Origin of the sequence: Flavobacterium sp., from assembly GCF_049318185.1 — a bacterium.
GTDB lineage: Bacteria > Bacteroidota > Bacteroidia > Flavobacteriales > Flavobacteriaceae > Flavobacterium.
In genome coordinates, this window is the sequence record NZ_JBMOGV010000004.1 from 35,675 (window position 1) to 49,607 (window position 13,933).

The 13,933-nt window shown below is 32.0% G+C and carries 8 protein-coding genes and 1 other RNA gene; 4 read left to right on the forward strand and 5 right to left on the reverse strand.

What is annotated here, in order from left to right; all coding sequences use genetic code 11:
• Window positions 1-95: 95 nt before the first annotated feature.
• Complete coding sequence (locus tag ACOYLT_RS00935) at window positions 96-1,457, reverse strand: T9SS type A sorting domain-containing protein (RefSeq protein WP_422851957.1); 1,362 nt, start codon at window positions 1,455-1,457, stop codon at window positions 96-98.
• Window positions 1,458-1,861: 404 nt separating this feature from the next.
• Between ACOYLT_RS00935 and uvrA the strand changes: the two genes are divergently transcribed.
• Window positions 1,862-4,651, forward strand: a complete 2,790-nt coding sequence (uvrA, locus tag ACOYLT_RS00940; RefSeq protein ID WP_422851958.1) for an excinuclease ABC subunit UvrA — start codon at window positions 1,862-1,864, stop codon at window positions 4,649-4,651.
• 10 nt (window positions 4,652-4,661) lie between these two features.
• Here the strand turns inward: uvrA and ACOYLT_RS00945 are convergent, their stop codons facing one another.
• Window positions 4,662-5,840 carry a M28 family peptidase gene (locus tag ACOYLT_RS00945; RefSeq protein WP_422851959.1) on the reverse strand — a complete coding sequence of 393 codons (1,179 nt, stop codon included), beginning with the start codon at window positions 5,838-5,840 and terminating at the stop codon, window positions 4,662-4,664.
• Between the two features lie 275 nt (window positions 5,841-6,115).
• Between ACOYLT_RS00945 and ACOYLT_RS00950 the strand changes: the two genes are divergently transcribed.
• Complete coding sequence (locus ACOYLT_RS00950) at window positions 6,116-6,718, forward strand: hypothetical protein (protein ID WP_422851960.1); 603 nt, start codon at window positions 6,116-6,118, stop codon at window positions 6,716-6,718.
• Window positions 6,719-6,814: 96 nt separating this feature from the next.
• Here ACOYLT_RS00950 and ACOYLT_RS00955 read toward each other — a convergent pair whose 3' ends face one another.
• From ACOYLT_RS00955 to ACOYLT_RS00965, 3 genes are all read right to left on the reverse strand, one after another.
• A complete protein-coding gene (locus tag ACOYLT_RS00955) occupies window positions 6,815-8,251 on the reverse strand; it encodes an MFS transporter (protein ID WP_422851961.1) in 1,437 nt (478 codons plus the stop codon).
• A gap of 200 nt (window positions 8,252-8,451) precedes the next feature.
• Complete coding sequence (gene bglX, locus ACOYLT_RS00960) at window positions 8,452-10,752, reverse strand: beta-glucosidase BglX (RefSeq protein ID WP_422851962.1); 2,301 nt, start codon at window positions 10,750-10,752, stop codon at window positions 8,452-8,454.
• 69 nt (window positions 10,753-10,821) lie between these two features.
• Complete coding sequence (locus ACOYLT_RS00965; RefSeq protein WP_422851963.1) at window positions 10,822-12,024, reverse strand: NAD(P)-dependent oxidoreductase; 1,203 nt, start codon at window positions 12,022-12,024, stop codon at window positions 10,822-10,824.
• A gap of 214 nt (window positions 12,025-12,238) precedes the next feature.
• On the opposite strand from ACOYLT_RS00965, the gene ACOYLT_RS00970 reads away from it, so the two are divergent.
• The gene (locus ACOYLT_RS00970) at window positions 12,239-13,441 is read left to right on the forward strand and encodes a serine hydrolase domain-containing protein (RefSeq protein ID WP_422851964.1); all 1,203 of its coding nucleotides are present in this window, start codon (window positions 12,239-12,241) and stop codon (window positions 13,439-13,441) included.
• 95 nt (window positions 13,442-13,536) lie between these two features.
• Window positions 13,537-13,933, forward strand: a transfer-messenger RNA (tmRNA) gene (ssrA, locus tag ACOYLT_RS00975); the annotation flags it as partial.

Sequence of the window (13,933 nt, forward strand, 5' to 3'; positions counted from 1 at the left end):
ATGTATTAAAACGTTTTTATTTATTATTTAAAATAAAAAAAGGAAAATTCATATGATATGAAAATTCCTTTTTCCATAACTTAGTTAACTTAATATTATTCTTTTATAAATCTTGTTGAAGAAATGTTTCCACTTATAGAAGTTTTTACAATATAAACTCCTGCTTGTAAGCTAGAAACATCAAGAGTAACTAATTCAGCATTTGAAGATTTTGAAATTACTTCTTGACCCAAAATGTTGTAAATTGAAACTTTTTCAATAGACATTGCTGCTTCAATATTTAAAAAATTGGTTGCTGGATTAGGGTACAATTTAATAGAACCTGTTTCAAACTCATTTGTACTCAAAGGAGCTTTCCAAATATAAAGATTATCGTACCATACTAAATTATTCAAGTTACTTGTAACTCCAAATTCATGCATAATCGGATTAGTCACTAACTTTGAAAGTTGAGAAGGAGTTAGAGCTCTATCGAAAGAATACCATGTACCAGGAACTGGAACTGGAGAGAGACCATTAATATCAATAGGAATTTCCACTTCAGCTGGACCACCACCTGTAGTAGGGATTATTTTTAAATTGAATACCTTTCCAATTAAATTAGTTCCAGAAGCAATAAAAAAGTCAACATGCACATTAGTAAAACCCGCTACATTTTGAGTTGCTGTAGGAAAAGTAATTCCTTGACAAGCATTACCTTTGTAGGCTAACACATTGTTGGCAGCTCCACCGGCTGTTGTAGCTTGTACAGCACCAGGATTACCACCATTACACCATCCTGCATCTAAATTTATAGGAGAAATACTTGTGTATGCGTCACTGTAAATAGAAATAACATCTGCAGGCAACCTAGCTGGTGGAACCTGAGAATTCACAGTTGGAGGTGTAACACATGGAGGACAAAAACCACCACAATCTATAGCAGTTTCATTTCCATCTAGAATACCGTTGTTACAAGTATTAACCACTTCAACTACAGAAACATTATCAATAAACACATATCCTAAAGCAGCACCCATATCAAAAATTACCCTATCAGGAACAGCTTCACCATAATTAATAGTGTATTGATAGGAAAAACTTTGAAGTGTAGCTGTTAATAATGGAGTTGATTCCAAAGAAGTATAAGGTGCTCCAGTTTGACCAAGCCCTACAATCATAGTTCTTGAATTAGTATCTGCATCAGTAAATGCATCGAATGTTAATAAGTAAGTTTTTCCATTAACCAAAGGAATTTCTTGACTTATGTTAACATTGTAAGCAGGTCCAGTAGCAGTTACGTTTGCTTGATTGACATAAACACCACTAAGAGTCTCTACATCCAAGTCAACAACATTAGCAGCATTACCATACCAAGGAGCTACTAACCCTGTTTGGAAATCACCATTTACTACTAAATTCTGAGAAAAAGATAGTGAAGAAAACATTAATAATAAAAAGAAAATAATTTTTTTCATAATAATATAATTTAATAAGTTTAAATCAAATTTAAAATATCATTCTTGAATATTTTTAATTTTTAACCATACAAAAACTATACAATACGAAAAAATAAAAAATGAGAAATAATAGCATCTAATATTAGTATTATTCAGAGATTAATGATGCCAAAAGAAATTTAAAGGATTTTTTTTTTGTTAAGTCAATGTTGAGGTAAAATATAAAAATCAGTAGTGATTATATTTAATCACTTTAAATTATAAATCAATAAACCATTAAAAATAACATAAATCATAAAAATTGAACGCTTTTTTTAAATTATTTAAAAAATTTATAAACAATTATACATAAGCGTTTACCATGTAGAGCAAAATAATTAAAGACAGAATTGATTACATTTGCAAACAATCATTTTTTTGTTATGAAGAGTTCAGAAATTGCTACGTTAGAACCAAAAAAAAATATATTAATAAAAGGTGCTCAAATCCATAATCTAAAGAATTTGGACATAGTCATACCAAGAAATAAATTGGTTGTTATCACAGGGCTTTCAGGTTCAGGAAAATCGAGTCTAGCTTTTGATACATTGTATGCCGAAGGTCAAAGACGCTATGTTGAAAGCTTATCCAGTTACGCAAGACAATTTTTAGGTAGATTAGACAAACCCAAAGTAGAATACATCAAGGGTATTGCACCTGCTATTGCTATTGAACAAAAAGTGAATACAACTAATTCACGTTCAACAGTTGGAACATCAACTGAAATTTATGATTATTTAAAATTACTTTTTGCTCGTGTAGGAAAAACATTTTCTCCAGTTTCTGGTAAAGAAGTTAAAAAAGACACGGTTTCAGATGTTATAAATAAGGTAAAGGGATTTGCTTTAGAAAGTAAATGGTTACTCCTATCGCCTATTCATCTAGAAACTGGCCGAAAACTTGAAGACAAACTAAAAGTACTATTGCAACAAGGGTTTTCACGTATTTTAATGAATAACGAGGTGGTTCGTTTGGATGAGCTTGAACAACATTCACTAGACGGAAAGGATATTTTACTTATTATTGACAGAATTATTGTTAAAGAAGAAGAAGACTTTTATAATCGATTAGCTGATGCAATTCAAACTGCTTTTTTTGAAGGAAAAGGAAGTTGTTATTTACAAGAATTAGACACTAAAAAACGTTTTAATTTCAGTGCCAACTTTGAATTAGATGGCATTACTTTCTTAGAACCAAATATTCACCTGTTTAGCTTTAACAATCCTTATGGTGCCTGTCCAACTTGTGAAGGGTATGGTAATGTAATAGGAATTGATACCGAATTAGTGATTCCAAATTCATCTCTTTCTGTGTTTGAAAATGCAATTTTTCCATGGAGAGGCGAAAGCATCAGTTGGTATAGAGATCAATTAGTAAACAATGCTTATAAATTTGATTTCCCAATTCATAAACCTTATTTTGAGCTTTCAGAAGAGCAAAAAGAACTTACTTGGAAAGGAAATAAGTTTTTTACTGGTTTAAATGATTTCTTTAAAGATCTAGAAGAAAAAAACTATAAAATTCAAAATCGTGTAATGTTGTCGCGCTATCGTGGCAAAACAAAATGTACAACCTGCAAAGGAAAAAGACTACGTATAGAAGCTAATTACATCACTATAAATGGTAAAACCATTTCGGAATTAGTGGATATGTCTATAAAGCGATTACTACCTTTTTTTAATGAACTATCACTTTCTGAGTATGACCAGAAAGTAGCCAAACGACTTTTAATTGAAATCAAAAACAGACTTAACTTTCTAAGCGATGTTGGATTAGATTATTTAACCTTAAATAGAAATTCTGCTTCACTGTCTGGAGGAGAATCCCAAAGAATCAATTTAGCCACATCTTTAGGAAGTAGCTTGGTAGGTTCGATGTACATTCTTGATGAACCTAGTATTGGTTTGCATCCGAAAGACACGGAACGTTTAATTAAAGTTTTGAAAAATCTTCGTGATTTAGGAAATACAGTCATAGTAGTTGAACATGATGAAGATATTATGAAAGCGGCAGATAGAATTATAGATATTGGTCCTGAAGCTGGAACTTTTGGTGGTGAACTAGTTGCCGAAGGTAATTATGCTGAAATACTTCAAGCTGAATCATTAACAGCAAAATATTTAAACGGTCAATTAGAAATTGCTTTTCCAAAAAAAAGAAGAAAATCTAACAATTTTATCGAAATAAAAGGAGCACGAGAAAATAATTTACAAAATGTAGATGTATCATTTCCTTTAGAATGTTTAACCGTAATAACGGGAGTTTCTGGAAGTGGTAAAAGTACGTTAGTAAAGAAAATTCTTTTTCCAGCCATGCAGAAAAAACTCGAAGGAATTGGAGATAAAGCAGGGCAGTTTACTGAAATGACTGGAAGTTTTTCTCATATTAAACATATCGAATATGTCGATCAAAACCCAATTGGAAGAAGTTCACGTTCTAATCCTGTTACTTATATCAAAGCGTATGATGATATTCGCGATTTATATGCTAAAGAAAAACTATCAAAAGTTCGTGGCTATCAAGCCAAGCATTTTTCATTTAATGTTGATGGTGGACGATGTGAAACCTGTAAAGGAGAAGGTTCTATTAATGTAGAAATGGTTTTCATGGCAGATGTTTCATTGCCGTGTGAAACTTGTGGAGGAAAGCGTTTCAAAAAAGAAGTATTGGAAGTAGCATTTGAAGGAAAGAATATTGATACTATTCTAACCATGATAATTGATGATGCCATAGCCTTTTTTAAGGAAAACAAACAAACTAAAATCGTTCAAAAATTACAACCATTGCAAGATGTTGGTTTAGGGTATGTCCAATTAGGACAATCCTCTTCTACCCTTTCTGGAGGTGAAGCACAACGTATAAAATTAGCCTCTTTTTTAGTCAAAGGAGTTACAAAAGAAAAGGCTTTATTCGTTTTTGATGAGCCAACTACAGGATTACATTTTCATGATATCAAAAAACTTTTAGCTTCTTTTGACGCACTAATTGAGAAAGGACATTCAATTATAGTAATTGAACATAACCTTGATTTAATAAAATGTGCAGATTGGATTATTGATTTAGGTCCAGAGGGCGGTGAAAACGGAGGTCAATTACTAGCTGTGGGAACTCCTGAAGATATTGTAAAAAACAAAAAATCAATTACAGGTACTTATCTCAAAGAAAAGATATAAAAGTCACAAATCACTCCACTATAATTTTCTTAGTAATTCTTTTATTTTTTGTTTGTAATACAGCTAGATACATTCCTTTAACTAATCCTTCTATTGAAACCTTTTCTATCTGATGAGGATCCTCAAATTGTTTATTTAAAACTACTTTTCCTAGCAAATCTATAATAGAAAAAGAATAATTGAAAGCTGTCAAACTTCCTAAATTAATATTCAAAAAATCCTTCGCTGGACTTGGATAAAAACTTACCTGATAATTATTTTCAAATATTTGACTATTTAATTCTGAAGTATTAGCTTTTGCAAAATGCAACATGGCACCAGTTGCGGCTTTTGCAATATTATAAACATAAACTGGGTCCATATTAATTAATAAATCAGTTGCTGTATGTCTATGAGGTGTTTCATTTTTTTCAAAAAAACCTGTTATAACTTCGCTGTTATCTTCAAAAGGCATGTAATCAGAAGCATAGGCATAAGATAAAAAAGTATTCAAAGGAGAATATAATCCAACACACTTTATTAATTCATTGGTAATGGTGTTTGAGTCAGCATTGTTTGAAGTTGGACTACCAGTATCTCTTTCACAAGTAATTGTATCATTGATCATATCAGCCCTTCCGCCAACTTCATCAATATTAAAGACAAGTCTAATATCCATTTTTGGAGAAGTAGCATTAACAACATTAGATACAAAATTTTGACTGCCAATTAAACCATCTTCTTCTCCACTGAAATTAATAAATTTTATAGAGTATTCTGTTGGGATATTTTGAAGCAACCTTGCTACTTCAAAAATAGTAACAACTCCACTCCCATTGTCATTTGTTCCTTTACCGGTTATGGTATCATAATGACCACATATAATAATGAATGTATTTGGATAAAGAGTACCAACTTTTGTAACGACCAAATTTTTACAAGTAGCCGTACCATTTATAAAACTATATTCTTGCATTTGTGTTGCAGTATAACCGTAACTTAAGTATTCAGCTTTAAGCCAATTTAGAGTGTTTTGTAATGGTATAGTGCCTTTTCTCTTAACACCAAGATTTTCAAATTCAATTAAATTTGAGAGAATATTTAAGGAGGAGACTTGATCAACAATACTACCATAATAAGGAATATAATTTTGGCTATATCCCTTTGAAATGCAAAACAATAAGAAAAATGAAAAGAGTAGTTTTTTCATTAATAATTTGATATTACAAATTCTTTTAAATTCAAAAATAGATAACAAATGTAATCAATAAAATAACATATTTGAAATTGTTTATTAATTACAATAAAACAAAACATTCTTCTAAACACTTAAAAAACAAAGCCTTTAAACCTTTTTAATCAAATCTTAAGAACTAATTTACCTTTTGTGGCACGCCAATTGAAATAGGGATAATAACGGAAATGATTTCCGTTCGAAGAAGCTGAAAATCGAAATTGTAAGCGAAACGTATAAATTTAAAGAACATGAAAAAAATTACCTTTTTAGTAGCAAGCGTTTTAATTACATGTGGAATTCTAAACGCATCAGAATTCAGAACAAATTGTAAGTTTGAAGAACCGATCTCATTTATGGAAAGAGGTATTGAGTTTTTCGTTTTCCCTAACGGAGATTTTGATTTTAATACTCGTCCGGAAGACAGTCAAGGTTATTACTTTTATAAAACTACCGGGAAAAGAGGAAATTGTCAAGAAAGAAGAACGATGAATTATGGTACTCGAATAGAATATGATAGTTTTGGTAGAGTAAGACGTATTGGTAACACATTTATCAATTATGATAGCAGAGATAGGGTAAATCGTATTGGAAGTGTTTATATGAGGTACAACAGATTTGCATTAACACATATTGGAGGAATGCAAATTATCTACAATCGAAGAGGTGAAATTGTTGATACCATTGGACGAGTGAAAGGTTATTATAACTCTGGATACACCTACAACTATAACAATCATTATGATGATTATAATTATGCAGCATCAAGCTATAATGATAATAACAGCGATTTCTACTATTACAGAGCTGATGGTACGAAAGCAAAAGTTGAAGATGATAAAGAAAGAAAATAATTTAGGTTAGTTAAAGATTAATGGTTAGGTTTTGATGAAAAAATCCCGCAAAGTGAAAAACGATGCGGGATTTTATATTTTATAAATATCAGAGGATTAATGTCCGCTACTAACTTTTTTATCAAAATCGATTCCTTGTTTTTTCAATATAGCGTTCACTTTCCAGGCATAGAAAACTAAATAAGCAAAACAAAAAACACCCACAATATAGCTATTTTGAATACCGATATTTCCAGCTACTTCGCCTTGTAGCCAGGCTACAATACCCCCACCCATTATCATCATTATCAAAAAACTACTTCCTTGACTAGTATTTTTTCCTAAACCGCTTACGGCAAGAGTAAAAATACAAGGCCAAAGTGTGCTACAAAATAAACCAACACTAGTAAAGGCATAAACACTTATCATGCCGCTTGTTGTCATCCCAGTAAATAAAGCTACAATTCCTAAAGCTGAAAATATAAGTAACATTCTAGCAGGATTTCCTTTGCTTGCCATATCAGCTGCAATTAAAACTAAAATAATTAATCCGTATATATAGAAAGAAGTTAAATCATGTTTTGCTACAGCATTAACAAATAAGAAAACGCCAAATGCTAGATAAGGGGCAATAAAACGAAGTACTTTTTGTTTATTCATATCATCCGTAAAAGCTTCAACAGCACCAGTCCAACGACCAATCATTAAACTCGCCCAATATAAAGATATGTAAGGAGCAATATCGCCAATAGCAAAACCTAACTTACTTTCCATATAAGCTGGTAAATTTGCAGCTGTAGAAACTTCAACCCCAACATAAACAAAGATTCCTATCATACCTAAAATCAATTGAGGATATTTTAATGCCGAACTGCGGCTTGCATTAGAATCACCTTCAGCTTCAATAACAGCTACAGGCTTATCGGGAATTGAAGACATTTTGAGCATAACAGCTACTATTAAAAAAGCAACGCCTAATACCAAATAAGGTGTTTTCACACTTTCAATACTCATTTCGTTATTGGTAGAGGTTGCAGCTCCGAAAATGGCAAAACTCACAATTAGCGGTCCAATTGTAGTTCCTAAATTATTTATTCCGCCAGCTAATGTTAATCGTTGAGAACCTGTAGTAATTGGTCCTAACGCAATTGCTAATGGGTTGGCTACCGTTTGTTGCAAAGAAAATCCTAAAGCCACAGTAAACAATCCAGATAACATTAAAGGAAATGAATGCATATTTGCTGCAGGATAAAATAATAATGTTCCCAATGCCGAAATCACTAATCCTAAAGCTAAAGAATTTTTATATCCAATTCTATTAATTAAATCTCCTTTTGTCAAATACGAAATAATCATATAAATGATTGAACCTACCGTGTAAGCAACGTAGAAAGCAACTGAAACCAACTGACTTTGTCCTTGGGTTAAATCAAATGCTTTTTTGAAAACTGGAATTAAGATGTCATTACTGGCAGCAACAAATCCCCAAAAGAAGAAAACAGTTACTAAAGGAATAAATTGTGCCCAATTGGTCTTTGCTGTTGATGTACTCATAGATTGGTTTGGTATTGGTTATTTATAATTGTTTTAGTTTTTAAATTAATTTATAAAAGTCGTAATTTGAAATGTAATTTTTATGTTTATTTTGATATTTATTCTACTTTTTAATTTCACTTTTTGGTCCTACTCCATTATTATTAAAAGCTTTCATTTAGCTAAATAATTAAAGAGTTTTTAAAAAATAATCAAAATATCTATTTAACTAACTCAATTTTTGTGCTTGTACTCACATTTGAATCTTTTCCAATAAAAATCTCAAATTCGCCAGGTTCAGCAACAAACTCCAAATCTGAATTATAGAATTTTAAATCTTCAACTGAAATTTCAAATGTAACGGTTTCCTTTTTACCTTTTTTAAGGGCTATTTTCTGAAAGCCTTTTAATTCTTTAATTGGACGTGTAACTGTGCCAACTAAATCTCTGATGTACAACTGTACCACTTCTTTTCCGTCAAAATTTCCTGTGTTTGTTATATCAACAGTTACTTTTAAAGTTTCTGATGCCAACATTTTAGTGGAAGAAACTTTAAAATTTGAATACTCAAAAGTAGTATAACTCAATCCGTAGCCGAAAGGAAATAGCGGTTCGTTGCGTTCATCTATATAATTGGATTTGAATTTTTCAAAAACACCTTCTTTGTTTCCTAGTGGTCTTCCTGTGTTTTTGGCGCTGTAATAAATTGGCACCTGACCAATACTTCTTGGAAAAGTGGTCGTTAATTTTCCAGATGGATTTTCGTTGCCAAACAAAACATCTGCAATAGCCAAACCTGCTTCACTCCCAGCAAACCATACGTCTAGAATAGCAGGAACTGTTTCGTTTTCTTGGTTTAAAATTAATGGTCTTCCGTTAAATAAGACTAAAACAACAGGTTTTCCTGTTTTTAATAAAGCTTGTAATAAATATTTTTGAGCTTGCGGAATTTCGAGATTGGTTCGGCTGCTACACTCACCGCTTAATTCGGCAGATTCACCAAGTGCAGCAATAATAATATCTGACTGATTAGCTATTGTCAAAGCTTCATCCAACAATTCTTCTTTAGTCCTTTTGTCTCTATGCAGGGTTTTGCCGAACATAGTGGCTCTTTCTTCTAGAGCTGCATCATAGTCAAGATTGCTGCCTTTAGCATATAAAATTTTAGCAGAATTTCCAACGGCTTCTATGAGACCAGCAAGTACTGATATCGAATTTTCTTGTTTTGTAGCTACGCTCCAGGTTCCAGCCATATTTTCTTTGGCATCAGCCAATGGACCAATAAGAGCAAATTTTCCTGATTTTTTTAAAGGTAAAAGTTGATTTTTATTTTTTAACAAAACCATAGATTCAGAAGCAATTTTTCTAGCTTCCGCTCTATTTGATTGTGTGAAAATTTCTGTTTTTGCTCTATTTAAATCACAATATTTAAATGGATCTTGAAATAATCCTAAATCATATTTAGCGTTTAAAATTAATTTAACAGCATTGTCTATTTCTTCGATAGTAACTTTTCCTTCTTTCAATGATTTTTGTAATGTATATAAAAAACCCTCGCTTACCATATCCATTTCAATTCCTGCCTTTAGTGCTAAAGCAGAAACAGTTTGCAAATCGCCAATTCCATGATATTCCATTTCCATAATTGCAGTATAATCAGTAACTACAAATCCTTTAAAACCCCATTGCTTTCTCAAAACATCTGTCATCAACCATTTATTTGCTGAAGCTGGGATTCCATCAACTTCATTGAAAGATGCCATTACTGAACCTGCTCCTGCTTCAACTGCAGCTTTATACGGAGGAAAATAATCGTTGTACATTTTGATTTTGCTCATGTCAACCGTATTGTACTCACGTCCACCTTCTGGCGCACCATAAAGGGCAAAATGTTTTACACACGATAAAATAGTGTTATTTTTAGATAAATCATCTCCTTGATAACCAGTAACCATAGCTTTGGCTATTTGACTTCCTAGATAAGGATCTTCGCCCGAACCCTCTGAAACTCTTCCCCAACGTGGATCACGAGAAATATCGACCATTGGCGAAAATGTCCAATTGATACCATCAGCACTGGCTTCTTGAGCAGCAATTTGAGCACTTCTTTTTATTAAGTTCATATCCCAAGTGCACGATAATGCAAGCGGAATTGGGAATGTAGTTTCGTATCCGTGAATAACATCCATTCCAAAAAGTAATGGAATTTTTAATCGACTTTTTTCTACGGCAATTTTTTGTACTTCTTTTATTTTTTGTATGGATTTGATGTTGAATAATCCACCCACTTTTCCTTGTTCGATATTTTTTGCAACATTTGAACTATTGACTTGACCAGTTGTAATATCAACAGATGTAGGCAAATTCAACTGACCTAATTTTTCTTCCAACGTCATTTTGGAAATCAAATCAGAAATAAAAATTTCTTTTGGAGTATTATTTATGGGTTTGTTTTTCTTTTGAGAATAAGACAAAAACATTCCAAAAAAGAATAGAAGTAAAAGTGTGAATTTTAGTTTCATTTAATATACATCCTTAAAAGATTAATATTCAAAAATAAAGATAGTTATCCTTTACTATCAAATCATGAATTATTTTCCATCAACATAATCTTGAAGATAAGCAAATCGTGGGGTTAATTTTCCATTTTCACTTATTTTGGCACGCTGCAATATACCATCCTTATCACCATTAAAAAAAGCAGGGATAACGTGTTCCATAAACATTTCGCCAAATCCTTCGCTGGCGTCTTTAGGTAATTCACATGGCAAATTATCTACTGACATAACCATTATAGAACCTGGATGTGTAAAAGGGACTTCCTCATTTGTACTTGGTAAATAACCAAAAAATGGTTCAACAATAGTAGAAGCTTTTATAGTACAAGCAATAGGTCCATCAACATCACATGAAATATCTGCTACTACTTTTATTTTACAATCTGGCGCTTTGAGCATGTCACGTGTTAGGATATCTGGTGCGTCATTACCATGAAAATGTCCTGCTATAAAGATATCGGCTACTTTTGTAAAACGCTCAAAATTGGAAGTGTAGTCTTTAGGATTTTTATAGAAATCATTATTATCTAAAACTTGTCCTTCAAATCTTTTATTATAGTCTAAAACATCTATTTGACAATATACTGGCTGCGAATAAATCTTTGTTAGAAAATCATCAATGGTAACTTGTTTTACTTTCATGCCATCCAAGATTTCTTTAGCACCCATTCCTACTTTACCATTCCCAGTTAATACAATTTTGACATTGGGCAAGGTTTGTCTTTTCAATCGTGTAATCAGATCTTCTTTATTATGTAATGTTTCTGCTTTTGGAATAGTGAATAAATCATATTTGATGCCAAATGCTCTAAAGCCATTATAAGCGCCCACAATTCCGGCATAGCGACCAAAACCAATTAATCTTCTATTACTTGAATCTACTATGGTTTCGTGGTCATATAATTCAATATTATTTTTTAAAATAGCCCTTAACAATTCACGATTATGCAGTTGTTTTTTGATAGTATGCGAAAAGAAGAAATACTTTTTATTGGGAATTAAGTAATCTATCGGAATTTCTTTTACGCCAAAGAAAACATCACAATCAATAATGTCATCGGAAACTTCAATATTTAAATCAGTATATTCTTTATCTTTAAAAATACGGATGTCCGAGCTTTCTACTTTTATCACGGCATCTGGATATTTGTGTTGTAACCTTACTAATTCCTGAGGTGTAAAAACAACTCTTCTGTCAATCGGTATCTTTCTTTCTTTTATAATTCCAAACTTCATGAGGTATTTTATTTGCATCAAAAGTAGTAGTAACGAAAACGTTTTCAAAACTTTTTATAAAAAATAAAATAGTATCTTTTACAAAGCATTAATTGACATTAAATAGGTCACAAAAAACTATACCATAAATTGTGAAAAACATGTTGATAGCTTTCTAACCACATGGTTTAATACTCTTGTTGAATACTTATATTTGTTTTCCAATAAACTAAAAATGTATTTCAAAATAACCCGCTACATATTATTATTTTTTGCCACAACATTAGTAGTAACATCTTGTACAAAGCAAGAAAAAAATGAAAATAGCGTTGTTAAAGTCAATAATAATGGAATACCTGTGATGCTACCCCTACAGGAAGTAATACCAAAATTATCCAATTCTTACATCAAAGAAAAAAAATATGAAGTTTCTCGATATTTTGAAAAAACATGGTCTGAGAAAAATGATAATGTAGCCTTCTTGGTAGCCAAAAATGGTCAAATCATATATGAAAACTATTTGGGCTTTGCTAATAGAAGTACAGATGTATCCATAACGAAAAACACCCCTCTTCATATTGCCTCTGTAAGTAAAGTTTTAACATCAACTGCAATTTTGATGTTGGTAGATACTAAAAGACTATCCTTAAATCAAAAAGTAAATACCATTATTACTAATTTTCCCTATCCTGATGTTACTATTCAAACCCTACTTAACCACAGAAGCGGAATGAAAAATTATTCTTATTTTACTTACGAAAACAATAATTGGGATAAAAAACAAACCTTAACTAATAAAGATATTGTAAAGGTGATGGTAGATAAACAAATTCCTTTAGAATCTAAAACAGATACTCGTTTCAGTTATTGCAATACCAACTATGCCATGTTGGCTTTAATCATCGAAAAAATTACTGGGTTAAAATATCCAGAAGCCATGAAAGAGATGATATTTAATCCCCTAAAAATGACCAATACTTTTGTATTTAATATCACCAAAGATAAAGATATAATAGCGCCATCTTATAAAGGAAATAATGTTGAAATCGGTATAGATTATCTGGATGGCATATATGGCGACAAAAATATTTATTCTACGCCTAGAGATTTATTAAAATTTGACAAAGCGCGTTATTCCCCATTTTTCCTAAACCCTAAGTTACTCAAAAAAGTATACCAAGGATACAGCCACGAAAGTAAAGGACTGCGCAATTATGGTCTTGGTGTGCGGATGATTGAATTTGAAAAAGTTGAACCCTTCTATTATCATAATGGTTGGTGGCATGGCAACACTTCCTCATTCATAACCCTGCGAAAAGAAAAAGTATCCATTATTGCGTTATCTAATAAGTTTACTAAAAAGACCTATCAAACGAAAAGGTTAGCCTCACTTTTTGGTGATTATCCATTTAAACTTCATGAGGACGGGGAAGAATAAAACTCTTGACATCAGCTTTAAAATAGCTTATCTTTGCCGTAAGGTTTCGATTTTCTGTTTGAAAACTGAGAACAGAAAATCAAAATCTGAAAAATGGGGTCGACTGGTTTTGACAGCAAGTCGAATTGAACAGTAAGCACGTCGAGCATTGTACTTTTTGCTCGTAAATCCAAAGGTACAAAAATATAAACGGCGAAGGAAACTACGCTCTTGCTGCATAATCTGAATTAATAGTAAGATTAGCCTCGTCCTACCAGGTAGGAAAGCAGGATTTACCTCGAAAGCTTTGGTTTGTGGCGGTCGGTATAGGTAAATCGTAAATATAAACCTAAGAATAGTTGCGCTACGAGACTGTTACGAAAATTTAAGAAGCTAAGTGTTTTGTGGCTGTTTCTGGTCTAGCAAAATATCGAAAACCCAATCAGAAAATAAACGTGTAGAAAGCTCTTTAGTTGCTTGTTTGGACCCGAGTTCGACTCTCGGCGACTCCAC